At 57.8% G+C, this 15,897-nt stretch carries 18 protein-coding genes; 1 reads left to right on the forward strand and 17 read right to left on the reverse strand.

The window, feature by feature from the left end; genetic code table 11:
* Positions 1-231: 231 nt before the first annotated feature.
* The 14 genes from AC2FIP_RS17240 to ruvC form a co-directional block, all read right to left on the reverse strand.
* On the reverse strand, positions 232-807 hold the full coding sequence (locus tag AC2FIP_RS17240; protein WP_496787434.1) for an MOSC domain-containing protein: 576 nt from the start codon (positions 805-807) through the stop codon (positions 232-234).
* 102 nt (positions 808-909) lie between these two features.
* Positions 910-2,826 (reverse strand): ATP-dependent zinc metalloprotease FtsH, encoded by a 1,917-nt coding sequence (gene ftsH / locus AC2FIP_RS17245; RefSeq protein ID WP_142640196.1) that lies wholly within the window; start codon positions 2,824-2,826, stop codon positions 910-912.
* A gap of 76 nt (positions 2,827-2,902) precedes the next feature.
* A complete protein-coding gene (gene tilS / locus AC2FIP_RS17250) occupies positions 2,903-4,156 on the reverse strand; it encodes a tRNA lysidine(34) synthetase TilS (RefSeq protein ID WP_496787436.1) in 1,254 nt (417 codons plus the stop codon).
* Complete coding sequence (gene ybgF / locus AC2FIP_RS17255) at positions 4,153-4,977, reverse strand: tol-pal system protein YbgF (protein ID WP_496696939.1); 825 nt, start codon at positions 4,975-4,977, stop codon at positions 4,153-4,155. Before ybgF ends, tilS begins: the two co-directional genes overlap by 4 nt.
* Before the next feature lie 4 nt (positions 4,978-4,981).
* Complete coding sequence (pal, locus tag AC2FIP_RS17260; RefSeq protein WP_281973807.1) at positions 4,982-5,491, reverse strand: peptidoglycan-associated lipoprotein Pal; 510 nt, start codon at positions 5,489-5,491, stop codon at positions 4,982-4,984.
* Between the two features lie 88 nt (positions 5,492-5,579).
* On the reverse strand, positions 5,580-6,899 hold the full coding sequence (gene tolB / locus AC2FIP_RS17265) for a Tol-Pal system beta propeller repeat protein TolB (protein ID WP_496787439.1): 1,320 nt from the start codon (positions 6,897-6,899) through the stop codon (positions 5,580-5,582).
* Positions 6,896-7,999, reverse strand: coding sequence for a cell envelope integrity protein TolA (gene tolA / locus AC2FIP_RS17270; protein WP_496696934.1), 1,104 nt, complete (start codon positions 7,997-7,999; stop codon positions 6,896-6,898). Before tolA ends, tolB begins: the two co-directional genes overlap by 4 nt.
* A gap of 9 nt (positions 8,000-8,008) precedes the next feature.
* Positions 8,009-8,485: a protein TolR gene (gene tolR / locus AC2FIP_RS17275; protein ID WP_142640204.1), complete on the reverse strand. Its 477-nt coding sequence runs from the start codon at positions 8,483-8,485 to the stop codon at positions 8,009-8,011.
* Between the two features lies 1 nt (position 8,486).
* Positions 8,487-9,182 (reverse strand): protein TolQ, encoded by a 696-nt coding sequence (gene tolQ / locus AC2FIP_RS17280; protein ID WP_142640185.1) that lies wholly within the window; start codon positions 9,180-9,182, stop codon positions 8,487-8,489.
* Between the two features lie 105 nt (positions 9,183-9,287).
* Positions 9,288-9,671 carry a tol-pal system-associated acyl-CoA thioesterase gene (ybgC, locus tag AC2FIP_RS17285; RefSeq protein ID WP_142640183.1) on the reverse strand — a complete coding sequence of 128 codons (384 nt, stop codon included), beginning with the start codon at positions 9,669-9,671 and terminating at the stop codon, positions 9,288-9,290.
* On the reverse strand, positions 9,668-10,291 hold the full coding sequence (locus AC2FIP_RS17290) for a hypothetical protein (RefSeq protein WP_496787440.1): 624 nt from the start codon (positions 10,289-10,291) through the stop codon (positions 9,668-9,670). Before AC2FIP_RS17290 ends, ybgC begins: the two co-directional genes overlap by 4 nt.
* 61 nt (positions 10,292-10,352) lie before the next feature.
* Positions 10,353-11,372 (reverse strand): Holliday junction branch migration DNA helicase RuvB, encoded by a 1,020-nt coding sequence (gene ruvB, locus AC2FIP_RS17295; protein WP_496787442.1) that lies wholly within the window; start codon positions 11,370-11,372, stop codon positions 10,353-10,355.
* Between the two features lie 4 nt (positions 11,373-11,376).
* Positions 11,377-12,054 carry a Holliday junction branch migration protein RuvA gene (gene ruvA, locus AC2FIP_RS17300; RefSeq protein WP_271952277.1) on the reverse strand — a complete coding sequence of 226 codons (678 nt, stop codon included), beginning with the start codon at positions 12,052-12,054 and terminating at the stop codon, positions 11,377-11,379.
* Positions 12,051-12,548: a crossover junction endodeoxyribonuclease RuvC gene (gene ruvC, locus AC2FIP_RS17305; RefSeq protein ID WP_142640175.1), complete on the reverse strand. Its 498-nt coding sequence runs from the start codon at positions 12,546-12,548 to the stop codon at positions 12,051-12,053. The genes ruvA and ruvC overlap by 4 nt, the downstream gene beginning before the upstream one ends.
* A 333-nt stretch (positions 12,549-12,881) precedes the next feature.
* Here ruvC and AC2FIP_RS17310 point away from each other — a divergent pair, with 333 nt between their 5' ends.
* Positions 12,882-13,094, forward strand: a complete 213-nt coding sequence (locus AC2FIP_RS17310; protein WP_142640173.1) for a DUF1127 domain-containing protein — start codon at positions 12,882-12,884, stop codon at positions 13,092-13,094.
* 102 nt (positions 13,095-13,196) lie between these two features.
* Here AC2FIP_RS17310 and AC2FIP_RS17315 read toward each other — a convergent pair whose 3' ends face one another.
* The 3 genes from AC2FIP_RS17315 to AC2FIP_RS17325 form a co-directional block, all read right to left on the reverse strand.
* On the reverse strand, positions 13,197-13,541 hold the full coding sequence (locus tag AC2FIP_RS17315; protein WP_496696928.1) for a hypothetical protein: 345 nt from the start codon (positions 13,539-13,541) through the stop codon (positions 13,197-13,199).
* A gap of 107 nt (positions 13,542-13,648) precedes the next feature.
* A complete protein-coding gene (locus AC2FIP_RS17320; protein WP_496692331.1) occupies positions 13,649-14,521 on the reverse strand; it encodes a 50S ribosomal protein L11 methyltransferase in 873 nt (290 codons plus the stop codon).
* A gap of 66 nt (positions 14,522-14,587) precedes the next feature.
* Positions 14,588-15,820 (reverse strand): MFS transporter, encoded by a 1,233-nt coding sequence (locus AC2FIP_RS17325; protein ID WP_271952281.1) that lies wholly within the window; start codon positions 15,818-15,820, stop codon positions 14,588-14,590.
* Positions 15,821-15,897: the final 77 nt, after the last annotated feature.

The raw sequence follows: 15,897 nt of genomic DNA on the forward strand, positions 1-15,897 counted from the left end.
CCAATCTCCTGAATCGGCTTCTTCTTCGCCTCACGCGCAATTTCGATGTCAGATTTATAGCTCATTGGGTTTCGGTCCCTGATTGAATTCCGTGCAAACCCGACGCAGAACGCCGGCGCTGCTCACTCCATACCGTTGTGTACCAAATTGGTGGCTATGGATTCCGACATAATTGCGCCTTGAAACGTCGTAGCGTCACATCGGCGCCTTCCGATCGGAAATTGCGGTCCCTTATGGTGTCCAGGCTCTCTGATCGGGGACAAACAGTGTAAGCTCATCGCCCAGCTTCAGCTCTCCGGGTCTTTCGACCCAAGCCGTGACTCCCCGCCGTCCCTGCGCTGCAGGCTTGAAGGCCGCACCATACCCGGGCAAGTCAGCCTCGATCTCGCGCCCCGGCAGGATACAGGGCCGGTTTTCCATGTCGATCGTCAGCGTCACGCCATTTTCCACCTGCAAACGAGACGAGGGCGGAATATGGGTGAAATCCGGAATGCCGCGCAAGACAATGCTGACCCCCAGATGGGACGGGTCCAGCTTACCCAAGCCCATTTCCTGCGCGATGGCATCAAGTTCTTCTGCGGACAGGATCGATAACTGCCGCACATTGCGAATTTCGGTGCCTACCGGGTACAGGTTTTTGACCCGCACGCAAGAAGTACGATTCACCCCTTCGTGACGCGCGCCTTGATCACCCGAGAAACCCAAATCCAGACTGTCCACGGCATTGGCCCGAAGAGTTTTACCTGCTGGTACGTGGCCCAACCAAACAACTTCGCCCGTGAATTCGGTTTCGCGCAATACCGGCATATTTATCCCTATTTCAGAACTGACATCTGATGCGGAATAAAGGGCAAACCTTCGCGATTGAAAAGAAAAAAAAACCCGGGACAGGCCCGGGTCTTTGAAAGTTTAAGCCGTTGGTTCCGGCTCCATCCCGCCATCGGGCGGAGTTTTCTTAACCTTGGTTTTCGGAATGGCTGTCACGCTGGGGGCGCTGCCCTCATCAGGTTTGTCGCCCTCGTCATCGCTTTCGCTGGGCGGCTCGCCATTCATGACGCGTTTGATCTCGTCACCGGTCAGGGTTTCATATTCCAGCAGCCCTTGGGCCAGACGTTCCCATTGCTCGTTCTGTTCTGACAGGATCTGATGCGCACGCTCATATCCTTGCTGGATCAGGCGCTTGACCTCTTCCTCGATCAGTTCCTTGGTATGGGCCGAGACCGAGAACCCGGCAGTGTTGCCAGAATAGCCATCATGCGCTTCGGCATAGTCGATATTGCCGACCTTGTCCGACATGCCCCAGCGCATCACCATCGCCCGCGACAGTTGGCTGGCCTGCATGATATCGCCCGCCGGACCGTTCGAGACATGGTCCTCGCCATATTTGATCACCTCAGCCGCCTTACCGGCCATGGTCATGGCCAGCTTTTGCTCACACTCATCGCGGTGATAGTTTAGGCGGTCCATTTCTGGCAGTGACACCACCATGCCCAGCGCACCACCACGCGGAATGATCGTTGCCTTATAGACCGGATCACACAACGGCAGCGTCATACCAACAACGGCATGCCCTGATTCGTGATAGGCAGTCTTTTCCTTCTGGTCCTGGGTCAGCACCATCGAGCGGCGCTCGGCACCCATCATCACCTTGTCCTTGGCATTCTCGAAATCTTCCATGGTAACAAAGCGGCGACCGACGCGGGCGGCCATCAGCGCGGCCTCATTCACGAGGTTGGCCAGATCAGCACCCGAGAAGCCCGGAGTCCCGCGCGCGATGATGCGCAGATCGACATCAGGTCCGAGGGGCGTCTTGCGTGCGTGAACGCCCAAGATCTTCTCGCGGCCTTTGATGTCGGGGTTGCCGACAGTCACGTTGCGGTCGAAACGGCCCGGACGCAGCAGCGCAGGGTCCAAAACGTCCTTACGGTTGGTGGCCGCCAGAATAATCACGCCCTCATTGGCCTCGAACCCGTCCATCTCGACGAGCAACTGGTTGAGCGTTTGTTCACGTTCGTCATTACCCCCGCCATAACCGGCACCACGATGGCGGCCAACAGCGTCAATCTCGTCAATAAAGACGATACAGGGAGCGTTTTTCTTGGCCTGTTCGAACATGTCGCGGACACGGGATGCACCGACACCGACGAACATCTCAACAAAGTCCGAACCCGAAATGGTGAAGAAGGGCACACCCGCCTCACCCGCAATGGCGCGGGCCAGCAGCGTTTTACCGGTCCCCGGAGGGCCCACCAACAAAGCGCCTTTTGGAATCTTGCCACCCAGACGACTGAATTTCTGCGGATTGCGCAAGAATTCTACGATCTCTTCCAGTTCTTCCTTGGCCTCGTCGATGCCAGCGACATCATCAAAGGTTACACGGCCATGCTTTTCGGTCAGCATCTTGGCCTTGGACTTGCCAAAGCCCATCGCGCCACCTTTGCCGCCACCCTGCATACGGTTCATGAAGTAGACCCAGACACCGATCAGCAGCAGGAAAGGAAGAAGAGTGACCAGGAAAGACTGAATGCCCGATTGCTGTTGTTTCACAGCCTGAACCGGGATGCTTTCATCGATCAGCAGTTTGGTCACCTCGGCATCGCCGGGCTTGATCGTGACATAGCTTGCGCCGCTTTGCGTGGTATAGCGAATTTGCTCGCCATCCAATGTCACGTTTTTGACTTCGCCGCCTTCAACAGCGGTCACGAAATCAGAATAGGTTCTTTCATTGCTCTGAAGCGTTCCACCTGGTCCGCTGAACAGATTGAACAGTGCAAGGATCAGCAAAAACAGAACGACCCAAAAGGCGATGTTACGAGCGTTGCCCAAGAAAAATCTCCCAAAAGATTTCGGCAGATGGGGATCTGCCGGGTTGCTCTTTAAAATAGAGATGATTCAAGCAGGTTCAATGCGATAAAACCGAAGAGTGAAACTCGGGCTCTTCTGGCGTCAGTTCTGCAAGCCAACCATTTGAGAAACCCACCATAGGTGCAGATACCAAGACCTCTCCACTCCAGACGGACGGAGACGCCAGAAGCGTGGCGCGCGGTTTTCCAAGTGCACGCCAATCTGGCACGGCCTGCAAACCAGCCGCACCTAACGGGTGAACCTGCGCGTCGGGAATCGCCGGACCAGACAGAATCCACCGTTCATCCCAAATCTGACCGGGTGCGCCGGGTTCGCTCTCAACGGCATTTAGCTCTCTGCAAACCCACATTTTATCGGCTTTTGGGATCAAGAGGCATCCACCTATCGTCGCCGCCTCACCCTGATCAATCGCCAGCAGCGCCCGGTCTGTTGCAGCCTGACGCGGTGGATATCCGCGGCCCGCAATCCAGCGGACACAACCTGTAAGAAGACGACGTCGGATTTCCGCAGGCAGAGTGGAAAATTGCGCGCGATCGACACAGATATCGCCGCCATCGACATTCAGGACCTGACGGGCGGATTCCTGCGTAATCTGCTCTAATGCTTCACGGGCTTGAGTAAGATTTTCAGCAACGCGGGACAGAGAATGCACCGAAATCCCAATTTCGGATAATCCGGTCAACGCGTCGCGCGCCTTGATACGATCAAACCGTCGGTCGTGATTCGATGGATCCTCGATCCAATCTGCCCCAATCTCGGCAAGATAATCGCGCAGTTGTTGCCGGGTAATCCCCAACATCGGTCGCAGCAGCATGATCCCTTGATAGTTCCGCATTGCAGGCATGCCGGACAATCCCGTCACACCAGCAGCGCGCGCCAATCGCATCAGCATGGTTTCGGCTTGATCATCGGCGGTGTGTCCTAGGGCAATCGCGCCGATCTGCTTGTCACGCGCCCAGTCTGACAGCAACTGGTACCGGGCCTGCCGCGCCCTATCCTGCAGGTTACCTGTCTGGTCCCACCCCTGCCAGTGCAACGTCTCATGTGGAAGGCCCAGACCCTGGGCAAGCTGCGCCACCCAATCTGCCTCCGCCACCGCTTCGGGGCGCAGATTGTGGTTCACCGTGGCGACAAACAGCTCAACCTGTTCCTCTTGGGCGATGTGCTTCAACAAACTCAGCAAAGCAACCGAGTCACCGCCACCGGATACCGCAACGCCTAGACGGCGCGGAAGGTTTTCCGGCAATCGCGCGCGGAGTTCGGATTTCAGGAGTGTGCCTTGTGTGGTCAAGTACAACCCAGTGATGTCATTTCCTGCGTGGCGCTGGAGACCAATGCCGAGGCCGGGAACCGGACGCTAACCTCGCTCAGTGTGATACACGCCTGTTCGGTCTGTCCCAGACGGCCCAGCGCAGCACCCAGTTCGAACAAAGCCTCAGGCGCATAGGCGCCTTCGGAATCGCCGGTGAAGCTGGCAAGGAATGCCTTTGCCGCTTCGCGGGTGTCGCCAATGCCCTCCAACGCCTGTCCGCGCTTTAGGTGTGCTTCGGGCGCAAGCGGGCTTCCGGGATATGATGTATCGAATACTGCGAACTGATCCGCGGCGGCCTGGAAGTTTCCATCGGCCAGCGCCTGAGCAGCGGCATTGAAATCCGCTTGCTCGCCTACTGCCAACTCACCCAGGTCGGCATCGGTTGGCGCTGTCGGAGCAGTAGGGGCTGCGGATGTGATGTCCGTATCTCCGCCCAGAGTTGTTGTATCACCGAGCGTACTCAGGTCACCGCCTTCCAGTTCGACCAAGCGAAACTCGAGATCACCGATCCTGTTAGTGCCGTCGGTTACGATATTCTGTACACGCTGGTTCAACTGTTCGGTCTGGCGCGTCAGGCGCTGCAATTCGGCCTCTATGGCATCAACGCGTTCAAGTATCGAACTGCCGGACAGGTTCGGGGCCGGAGAGCCGGTTGTTGAAAACTCGCGCTTGAGCCGCTGAATTTCCACATGCAGCACCGTCAGTTCCTGCCGGATATCCGCCAAAGTTTGCTGATCCTGTGCTTGTGCCAAACCGGCGGTCGCCAAAACTGCGGCCAGAACCCATCCTGCTAGTTTCATCGTCTTATCCCAACGTTGATCCGGTCAGCACCGTCACTGCACGACGGTTTTTCGAATAGCAGTCCTCGGTGCTGCAAATCTCGATCGGACGCTCTTTGCCAAAGCTGACAGTTGTCAGCCGGTTGCCTGCTACTCCGCGGGAAATCAGGAACTCGCGGGCGGCATTTGCCCGGCGCGCACCCAGTGCGAGGTTATACTCACGCGTGCCCTGCTCATCCGCATGGCCTTCGATCGTTGCCACAAAGTCGGGGTTGGCCATCAGCCAGTCGGCCTGCCCCTGCAGCACTGACTGCGCCTGCGGAGTAAGCGTCGACTGATCGACCGAAAACAGAACCCGGTCACCAACAGTTTGCTGGAAATATGCAGGCGAGCGCGGATCACTTGGAGAGCCCGCGGCCAGCCCGCCATTTGCGCCATTGCCAAAGCCGCCGCCCAGCGCAGACGGATCGTTATTGGTGCAGGCCGCCAACGCGCCAAACACACCTAGTGCTAGGATTTTGCCCAATACGTTCATCTCAGGTGCCTCGTTGTTTTTTCTCTTTATTGCCGTCTCTGTAACATAGTGCAGGTTCCTTGTGAACTTTTCCTGCCAGCAGCCGTGATCAATTCTGCAGTGGGCCCCATGACGGATCGCTGCCCCCATCCGGGGTGCGGATCGGGCGCAGGTTGCGTCCCGAGATATCAACGGAATACAGCGTCGCCCGGCCACTTGCGCCCTGGGTTTCTCGGGTGAACATGATCACGCGACCATTAGGGGACCATGTCGGTCCTTCGTCCAGAAACGACGAGGTCAGCAAACGCTCTTCGCTGCCATCTGTTCGCATGACACCGATATGAAATCGGCCTTTGTTCTGCTTGGTAAACGCAACCAGATCGCCACGGGGGGACCAGACCGGCGTTCCATAACGGCCCTGACCAAAGCTGATCCGCGTCGCCTCACCCCCGTTTGCGGGCATGATGTAAAGCTGTGGCGTGCCCGAACGGTCACTTTCAAACACGATCTGGGAACCGTCCGGCGAATAGCTGGGGGCGGTTTCAATCGCGGGCGTATTGGTCAGCCGTACGCTTTGCCCGGAAGCCAGGTCCATTTTCCACAGGTCCGTATTGCCGCCCTGGATAAGCGAATAGACGATCGACCGTCCATCCGGCGAAAACCGGGGCGAAAAGCTCATCGTGCCGCCTTGGGTGTTCAACTCGGTCCGCCTGACCCGCTCGATATCCAGAACATAGATGCGCGGCTGACCGGATTCGTAGCTGGTATAAAGCAGTTGATCACCGGCAGGCGAAAAGCGCGGAGCCAAAACGATGGCGGCGCTGTCGGTCAGGTACTGCACATTCGCGCCGTCGTAATCCATTATCGCCAGCCGTTTCAGGCGCTGGTTCTTGGGCCCGCTTTCCGAGACAAAGGCAACGCGGCTGTCGAAATAGGCCCCCTCACCGGTCACGCGGCTATAGACCTGATCCGCCACTTTATGGGCCATGCGCCGCCACCCTTCGGTGGTTCCGGCGAACTGCAGTCCGTTGCCCAGCTCCTGCCCCGAAAATACATCCCAGACCCTGAACCGCACTGTCAGACTATTGCCCGACACATTCACAGCACCTGTCACCAAAGCCTCGGCATTGATGGCTTTCCAATCCGCGAACCGAACGGGATCTTCAAAGCTGGCCACTTGGCTGATGAAAGCATCAGACAGAATTTCGCGGAACAGCCCTGTTCCGGTTAGATCGGCGGCCACAACCCGCGAGATATCCTGGGCATATTGCGCAGCTGCTGTGCTGTCCGGCACAAAATTCGGAACCGAAAAGGGCAAGGGTTCGATAATCCCCTGATCCAATTCCAAGCGAAGCGGTCCACTTTGGGCGTGAACAGGTGCCGACACCAGTGTCAGGCCAAGCAACAGGCTGGTCAGAAATCTCATCATTTGATCCGCATCCTCTCGGGATTGAATGTAATCTCAATATCCTGCCAATGCTCGTATTTATCGGTTGGCAGGTCATAACCTTTGGCTCCACAGCGCAAAATGGCACGTCGAGCGGCCTCATAGGCTTGTCTGGCTGCGCCGTCGGAACCGCCTGAGCTGTCGATCATGCGCAAGCTGCCGCCAACGACCTTGCCATCAGGGGTCAACGAAAATCCGACAACAACAACTGTCTGCAGAGCATCCGTAGACAAGGACCCCACGTTCCAGCATTGGGAAACAGCCAATCGCATCGCGTCCTTTTCGCCGCTGGTCAAGGGCGGACCAGAGGGTTCACTCCCTTGTCCCAACGCCTCGGCCAGCGCATCGTTGATGGCTGTTTCCGTCTGCGCGGGCTCTGTGGGTTCGGGCTCGGGCGTCTCCGCCACTTCGGGCTCGACCGGTGGCGTCGGGCGGTTGGGACGGATCCGCGGGCGCGGCGATGTTCGGGGAGCGTTTTCCTTGGGCTCTTCCGCTTCGGTCACAATCTCGTCAGCCTTTTCCTCGGGGGCGGTCTGATCCTGCTGTTCCTGCTGGGTCTCGGCTCCCTCGTCCAAAGATACGGCCGGGGTTTCGATTTCATCAGGCGCGGCCTCGGGCGGAGGCGGCGCAACCGGCACCGGCGCAACATTCTCGGCCGGGCTGGGCTGTGCTTCTGGCCCAGAAGGCACCGTAACGTCGACAATCTCGGGGGCGGGAGTGTCCAACACCGGTGGCTGTTCAATCACCACCGGCTCTGGCGGCGGCTCAACCGGTTCAGGCTCAGGATCCGGGTCCGGGTCGGATTCAGCAGGTTCCGCCTCTTGCAACGAAGGCTGCTCTTCCACTACCGGTTCCGACGCTGGATCCTCTTCTGTTGGGGCCTCAGGCGGCTGCAGCGCTGTTGGCGTCGGCACTTCGGGCGCATCCCGCTGAGCGGTCATTGCCGCAAATTGCTCAGCCGAAATGACCGAGACATCCTGCACGGCCATAGGTAATGGTTCGGACCGGAAGGTGCCGCCGAAAAATGCCCAACCAATCAGACTGACATGGGCAATCGCCGAGATCTTGGTGCCGGTATCCACCGTGCGGCCTCACTCTCCACCGTCGTCCAGTGTCGGGCCGCCCGTATCGGTCACCAGCCCCACATTGGAGAACCCACCCGCATTAAGCGCGCCCATTACCTGCATCACCTGCGCATAAGGGATCGCACCATCCGCGCGCAAAAACACTCGGTCGCTACTGCGTTCTGCTGCGATGGCACGCAGTTTTCCAATCAACTCTTCGCGCAGAATATCCGTGGTTTGGATTTGCACCCTGCCATCCGCGGTCAGCGTGACGGTCAAAGGTTCCTCGTTATCGCCGGGCAACGCACTGGCCGCTGTTTTGGGCAGATCAACAGGCACACCAACAGTCAGCAAGGGCGCGGCCACCATGAAGATGATCAGCAGCACCAGCATAACGTCCACAAAGGGTGTGACGTTGATCTCAGCCATCGGCTGCGCGCGACCGCGACGCCGACCCCGCCGGCGTCCATTCCCGCCCGAGGATTGCTGAACCGCAGCCCCCATCTCAGCTGTCCAGCTGGCGCGACAGAATGGTGGCGAACTCATCGGCAAAGGCTTCATAGCCTCCAACGATCCGATCACTATCTGCGCTGAGTTTGTTATAGAAAATCACCGCCGGAATCGCGGCCAACAGGCCCAGGCCGGTGGCCAGCAACGCCTCGGCAATACCGGGCGCGACAACAGCCAGGTTGGTGTTCTGCTGCTCGGCAATCTCGATGAACGCATTCATGATACCCCAGACCGTTCCGAACAGACCAATGAAGGGTGCAGTTGAGCCGACCGTGGCCAGAATGGGCAGGCCCTTTTGCAGCGCCTCGGCCTCTTTTGCGATGGCCACATCCATCGACCGATCAATGCGTGCAGTGGCACCAGCTATCAGCCCGCCATCAGTGCGGTGCGAGCGGCGCCATTCGATCATGCCCGAGGCAAATATCTTCTCCGAACTGCCATCGGGTTGGGTACCGATCTGCTCGAACAGTTCATCCAGGGGGTTCCCGGACCAGAAAGCCTCATCAAAAACCTGAGCTTCACGCCTTGCAGCACGGTAATTGATCAGTTTCTGGATGATGATCCCCCAGGACCAGACTGATGCGCCAATCAGCATCAGCATTACCAGTTTAACGATAAAAGTCGCGCGGGCAAAAAGCCCCCACATGGAGAAATCGATCTCCTGCGCCAGCGCCAGCGTTTCAGCTTCCATGAACCTGCTCTTTGTTTTGCCTGACAGCCTTACGGCCTTGTTTTGTCAAACGCTAACGCAGATGGGGGCGAATTGCCAACAGAACCACCCGGGCCCTGCAAATTGTTACAACAATGCGCGAATCTCTGCCGGAAGGCGTACGGGCTTGCCCTGCGCATTCATACAGACGGCGGTAACGATGGCGCGAAAAATCTCCTCTTCGCCCCGTTTGACCACTTGCGCCATGATCAGACGGACACCGGACAGAGACTTGATTTCGGTCTCGATCTCCAGATCGTCGTCAAATTTGGCCGGGGCCAGGTATTCCGCCTCGATCCGGCGCACGACCCAAACGATACCTGCGTCACGCATGGCATTCTGGTCATTGCCCAGGCGCCGCACATAGTCCGACCGGGCGCGTTCGATGTATTTCAAATAGTTAGCGTGATAGACCACGCCGCCCATATCGGTGTCTTCGTAATATACTTTAACGGAATAGACGTGCTTCATTGCGGTTGATCCAATCTGGCAAACAATCTCAGCGCATGAGAGGCATCTTGCGCCGCGCCCGGCAGGACAGGATCGTATGCCGCCCGGATCAACCCGGCAATGTCTGGTCGCAATATCGTCGCGTCACCCGCCACTGCCAAGGGCGACTGGTTGCGAAAAGCGGTATCGGACCAGAGCAGCACCGTTTGCACCACCTGGCTGAGCGCAAGCGTTTCAGCGGGGACTTGCGACAATTCATTGTCCATCCGCAAAAACACAAAGGCCGCACGAATGGCGCCGTCTTCTTCAAAACGGAATATCCGGTACTGGTTGGCATCGGCCGCGATCAACCGATCAACCAACGGCCCCAGATCAGGGACCAAACGGTCCAGATCGGGCACTTCTGTCAGTTCTTTCCAGTCGCGGAAGAAAAAGACCATGCAGTTGGCGCCAAGCTCGGGGTCGGTTTCTGCCATCTGATGCCCTGCCAGTTTTACCACTGCCTCGAACGCGCCTTTGACCGTGGCCAAACTTTCATCTTCGACCCCAAAGACGATCGGCACGATGGGGCGGCCCCAGCGCGCAAACAGGAACTCTCCGCTTTCGCGGGTGAACAGGGCTTGAATGTCGTCGGGTGTCACGCGCAATCCTCGGCAATCGGACAATGTTTGGCGAAACCCTTAAAAGCTCGCAGGCTCGGCTTCAACCAAACAGATCGTTTTGCCCCTTGGGTGCGGCCATGCCCAGATGCGTCCACGCCTTCTGCGCCAGCATCCGGCCACGCGGTGTGCGTTGGATCAGGCCTTGCTGCAAGAGGAAGGGTTCGATCACCTCCTCCAGCGAGTCCCGGCTTTCCGACAGAGCTGCCGACAAGGTTTCGATACCTACCGGCCCGCCCGCGTAATTCTCGGCGATCAGCTTCAGATACCGGCGGTCCGCGCCGTCCAGCCCCAGATGATCGACCCCCAGCCGCGTCAACGCCCCATCAGCCAAATTGCGGGTGATCCGTCCATCGCCTTCGACGATTGCGAAATCCACCACCCGCCGCAGCAGGCGCCCGGCGATCCGAGGCGTTCCGCGTGACCGGCGCGCGATCTCTCGGGCGCCGCTGTCATCAGCCGGTGCCCCAAGCTTGCGCGCGTTGCGGGTGACAATCTCGTGCAATTCATCAACGGTATAGAACTGCAGGCGTGTCGGGATGCCAAAGCGGTCGCGCAGCGGCGTGGTCAGCAGCCCCATCCGGGTGGTGGCCCCGACCAGAGTAAACGGCTGCAACTCGATCCTCACCGTGCGCGCGGCCGGGCCTTCACCAATCACCAGATCCAGCTCGAAATCCTCCATCGCCGGGTACAGGACCTCTTCGACCGCTGGATTCAATCGATGGATTTCGTCAATGAACAGCACATCGCGCGCTTCCAGATTGGTCAGGATCGCCGCCAGATCGCCCGCCTTTGCCAGAACCGGGCCAGATGTCATCCGAAAATTCACCCCCAACTCACGCGCGATAATCTGCGCCAGCGTGGTTTTGCCCAGACCCGGAGGGCCATGGAACAGCGTATGATCCATTGCCTCACCCCTTTGGCGAGCGGATTGGATAAAGATACGCAGATTGGCGCGCGCCTCGGCTTGACCGATGAATTCGTCCAGTCCCTGCGGGCGCAAGGCGCGGTCATTGTCTTCCGGCAACGGCTCGGGGCGCAGGGTGGGATCGGCATCTACCATTCAATCACCCTTTCGGAGCCAACAGTTTCAACGCAGCGCGGATCAGGTCCGCCTCACCCGCTTCGGGCAAGCTTGCCGCGGCTTCGGCCACGGCTGACGCGGCCTCGGACGGGCCATAGCCCAGATTGGAGAGTGCCGACAATGCCCCGGCAGATGCTGCTGCATTACCTGATGCGCTTATGGTGGGCCGCTTTGGTACAGGTGTCGGTTCAGTCAGTTCCACCACATCCAGCGCGGGGCCATCCATTGCCTCGGTCACCGTGCCGCCCATGGCCATAACGCCGGGCGCCTTGTCTTTGAGGTCCAGCACGATCCGCTGCGCGGTTTTGGGGCCCACGCCCTTGGCTGCCTTGACTGCCCCCCAATCGCCCAGAGCAATCGCCCGGCTGACACCATCGGGGCCCAAGGCGCTGAGGATTGCTAGCGAGACCTTGGCCCCGACCCCTTGCACCGAGCACAGCAGGCGATGCCATTCCTTCTCGACCAGCGAAAGGAACCCGTAAAGCTGCATCAAATCCTCGCGCACCACCATGTCGGTGTAGATCGAGATCGCCTCACCCACGCCCGGCAGCGCAGCCATCGTACGGTCCGAGCAATAGACCAGATAGCCAACCCCACGCACGTCGATCAGCACGTGATCCGCCGCGCGGTAATCCAACCGGCCTGTCAGCTTGCCAATCATGCCCGCACCTGTTTCATCCGCGACTGTGGCGTTGCCCCGTAAAAGGAATGACAGATCGCTATCGCCAGCGCATCCGCGGCATCCGCGCCCTTGGGCTGACAGCCCGGCAGTTGCAACTTGACCATATGAAGAACCTGTTCCTTTTCGGCATGGCCCACGCCCACAACCGTTTTCTTGACTCGATTGGGCGCATATTCCCCCACTGGCAACCCGGCCTGCGCCAGCGTCAACAACGCCACACCTCGTGCCTGACCCAGCTTAAGCGTACCGGCTCCGTCCTTGTTCACAAAGGTCTGTTCGATGGCGGCCTGATCGGGCTGATGCTCGGCAATCACTTCGACGATCTGATTATGGAGCGATAGCAACCGCTCTCCCAGATCATCCCCGTCCGATTTACATAACCCATTGGCAACATGACTGAGACGGCTGCCATGTGATTCGATGACGCCCCATCCCAGGGTCCGTAGCCCCGGATCAATGCCCAGAATTCGCATATATAGCCTCGGCCTGCTCGGGTTTGTGTGTTCTTTTTTACCGACTAGCACGAAACAAGAACATTTTCCAAGCGAATTGACTGATGGTCAGATTGCGACACGGCCGTCCTGTCTCCGACAGAATGAGCTGATTACGACCGGAAAATGTCGGGTTTCGACCAGTTTGATGAAGGCAAAATTGCCAATAAATTAAGGCGTTTTCATGTTTTTCGAGCATTGCAAAAAACGCATAGGACACATGCAATTTCTATGCTTGTGCAGTCAGAAAACCATCCCTAAATGCCCGTCAGATCGCAAGATCAGAGTTTAACACAAACCGGAAGGAAACAGGATATGGCTGCACTGGACACAACCCGCACCACCACTGGCTCATTTGGCCTCGTCGGCCGTATCGGCGCGACTTTCGCAATGGTCGTAAACGCCGTTGTCGAATGGAATGATGCCCGCGTTACACGCAACGCGCTAAGCGGTCTGTCGGACCGCGAGCTGGAAGATATCGGCCTGTGCCGTGGCGACATTGAAATCGTCGTGGAAGGCCGCCGCTAAGGCAAAGCAAACTTACCGTTGATTTTCCCCTTCTCCCTCGGGGCAAAGAAGAACGCCGCGTATCCCCGGATACGCGGCGTTTCTATTCAAAACGGAAGAAACTTAGCGGAGAACTTTGCTGAGTTGAGACGAGAGGGCCTGTGATACCGGGTCGATCTGCATGATCCATGCCCCCGCCTTCTCCACTTCGGTCCCTTGCGCAAGGCTATCGACACGATACTGGTAGGCCGACGACCCCAAGCTGGTCAGCAAAAGCGTTTTGAAGGCGAACAGCCCAGCGAAGCAGATCAGCAGAGCCTTTGCAGGCACCGCGGACTGAACCCGCTGTGGCTTCATAACAACCAGGCCATCTTTGCGCATAGTCGCACGATAACCACGGGTCATCTTCGAATGTTTCTTGTTCAGCCGATGAACGCGCTGATCAAATTCAATTTGTTTTCCAGTCATGGCAGCCTCCAAATCAACCGCCCCCCAATTCCACGTCATTGACGGTAAAAACAGATTGCGACAAAAAAGAGGCGAAACTCTACAAAACTCCTGCAAATGGCCCGATTTTAGCCCTGTTTGGTTAAGACTAGCGACGTCCATTCACCAATTTGGTCATTTCTAGAGGCATTGAAACCATTTTGGAGATAAACGGAAACAACGTCCTCGGCTTGCTCGTTAAGGATTCCCGATAGAATCGCCTTACCCCCAACCCGCAGATTCGCTGAAATTTCGGGCGCCAGGGCCACCAATGGGCCCTTGAGGATGTTGGCGAATATCAGGTCATAGGGCGCAAGAGATTTCAGCTCCGGATGATCGAACCCCGCAGCCTCGACACATTGAACCTTCCCTGACATGCCGTTTGCCTTCAGGTTGGCTTCAGCAACTTCGACAGCAACCTGATCAATATCGCTGGCAATGATGTCCCCCTCCCAAACACGAGCGGCGGCCATCGCAAGAACGGCGGTGCCGCAACCGATATCTGCAACTTTTGTCGCGGTAAAACCCTGATCGAGCAGAAAATCCAGAGCCTTGAGACACCCAAGGGTGGTGCCGTGATGCCCGGTACCGAAAGCCATTGCGGCCTCAATCAACAAAGGGATACGGCCTTCGGGCAGCTTGTCGGCATCGTGACAGCCATAGACGAAAAAGCGGCCAGCCTCGACAGGCGCCAATTCACGGCGAACATGGGCGACCCAGTCGGTTTCGGGCAGTTCCGAGATTACAAAGGGTTTGGATCCGAACGCAGCCGCCAGAACCGCCAGTGCCGTTTCATCCGGCGCTTCGGTGAAGTAACCGCCAATCTCCCACAGGCCCGAGCCATCTTCGACTTCGAATACGCCCACGCCCGTGGGTTCGGGATCAAGACGCTCCATGGCTTCGCCCAGACCATCGGCTGATTTTTTGCCGGTCAGGGTGGTAAGCGCGGTGAATGTGGGCATGGGAGCCTCCTGTGTCAGCTGACACAGCGCCTAGGGTGCGGGCCCGCGAAGGTCAAGCATCGGCAGCTATTCCGCCGGAGCGGGCGCGTATTTCGACAGTATCGTCTCATTCCCAAGCTCTGGGTGGCGCGGGATCAGCAGCGACAGCGATAACGAAATCAACGCCATCGCTGCAGCCACCGCAAAGACCGCTCCGGGCGAGTACACCCAGAGCAGGCCCAGAAGCGCTGGTAGGAATACCGCGGCGATATGGTTGATCGTAAAGGCAACCGCTGCGGTTGGCGCAATATCTGCCGGATCGGCAATTTTCTGGAAATAGGTTTTAAGCGCCAGAGCCAGCGCGAAAAGCACATGGTCAATCACATAGAGAGTAGCCGCCAGAACAACGCCCCAACCGAACCAATAAATGCCGCCATAGGCTGCAAATACAACGGCCAGGCCTGCATATTCGAAAATCAAAGTGCGACGTTCACCGAATACGGACACAGCTTTGCCTAGCATCGGCGCAACAGAAATGTTGATAACCAGGTTGATCAAGAAAAGACCGGTGAGTTCGTGGACCTCAAACCCGAATTTCTCGACCATCATGAAACCGGCGAAAACGACAAAGATCTGACGACGCGCGCCCGCCATGAACTGAAGCGCATAGTACAGCCAATATCGGCGGCGCAGCACTATTTTTTTGGTTTGCGGAGTCGGCGCGTCGAACTGCGGATAGGCGACCAGACAGAACAACGCCAGCAAAGCCGTCAGCCCGCCCGCAGCCATGAATACAGTGTTATAGGACAGATCGAACCGATCCCACGTCAGGACAATCAGCCCATAGATAACCAATGTCGAAGCTGATCCCATGGCGACCATCCAGCCCAGAAATTGCGGCGCTCGGTCCTTGGGCAACCACTGCAGCTGAAGGGATTGGTTCACGGTTTCATAATAGTGGAACCCGATCGAGCTCAGCAGTGTGACGAACAGCAAGCCACCAAGGCTTGGGAACCACGCTGTCACCGCAGTCGCAACACCCAGCATGATCAGCGAGATCATCGCCAGCACCTGCTCCCGAACAAACAAGATCACGGCAATTACGCCTACAGCCAGAAAGCCTGGGATCTCGCGCACGGTATGCAGCAGGCCGATGTCGGCACCGTCGAAATTCGCCACTTCAATAACGAAATTGTTCAACAACGCGCTCCATGCGTTGAAAGCAATGGGCATGGTCAGTGCCATCACGAATAAAAGCGTGATGGGACGGCGCCAGAACGGAAGGCTTTGCGCCTCGGAAAGTGGCATGGGTTTCAGCATGAGAGTCCCTCTACGCCCATTTTCAGGTTTTGGCGAGTGGGAAGAAGGGCACGCACATTGGCTCTGCATGAATGCAG

Source organism: Ruegeria sp. CDSB114 (assembly GCF_059611025.1).

Excerpts from the sequence above, each read along its gene's own strand:
- AC2FIP_RS17240 (WP_496787434.1), bottom strand. The coding sequence starts at position 807 with ATGCCGGTATTGCGCGAAACCGAATTCACGGGCGAAGTTGTTTGGTTG.
- ybgF (WP_496696939.1), bottom strand. The coding sequence starts at position 4,977 with ATGAAACTAGCAGGATGGGTTCTGGCCGCAGTTTTGGCGACCGCCGGT.
- pal (WP_281973807.1), bottom strand. The coding sequence starts at position 5,491 with ATGAACGTATTGGGCAAAATCCTAGCACTAGGTGTGTTTGGCGCGTTG.
- tolB (WP_496787439.1), bottom strand. The coding sequence starts at position 6,899 with ATGATGAGATTTCTGACCAGCCTGTTGCTTGGCCTGACACTGGTGTCG.
- tolR (WP_142640204.1), bottom strand. The coding sequence starts at position 8,485 with ATGGGGGCTGCGGTTCAGCAATCCTCGGGCGGGAATGGACGCCGGCGG.
- tolQ (WP_142640185.1), bottom strand. The coding sequence starts at position 9,182 with ATGGAAGCTGAAACGCTGGCGCTGGCGCAGGAGATCGATTTCTCCATG.
- ybgC (WP_142640183.1), bottom strand. The coding sequence starts at position 9,671 with ATGAAGCACGTCTATTCCGTTAAAGTATATTACGAAGACACCGATATG.
- ruvB (WP_496787442.1), bottom strand. The coding sequence starts at position 11,372 with ATGGTAGATGCCGATCCCACCCTGCGCCCCGAGCCGTTGCCGGAAGAC.
- ruvA (WP_271952277.1), bottom strand. The coding sequence starts at position 12,054 with ATGATTGGCAAGCTGACAGGCCGGTTGGATTACCGCGCGGCGGATCAC.
- ruvC (WP_142640175.1), bottom strand. The coding sequence starts at position 12,548 with ATGCGAATTCTGGGCATTGATCCGGGGCTACGGACCCTGGGATGGGGC.
- AC2FIP_RS17310 (WP_142640173.1), top strand. The coding sequence starts at position 12,882 with ATGGCTGCACTGGACACAACCCGCACCACCACTGGCTCATTTGGCCTC.
- AC2FIP_RS17315 (WP_496696928.1), bottom strand. The coding sequence starts at position 13,541 with ATGACTGGAAAACAAATTGAATTTGATCAGCGCGTTCATCGGCTGAAC.
- AC2FIP_RS17320 (WP_496692331.1), bottom strand. The coding sequence starts at position 14,521 with ATGCCCACATTCACCGCGCTTACCACCCTGACCGGCAAAAAATCAGCC.
- AC2FIP_RS17325 (WP_271952281.1), bottom strand. The coding sequence starts at position 15,820 with ATGCTGAAACCCATGCCACTTTCCGAGGCGCAAAGCCTTCCGTTCTGG.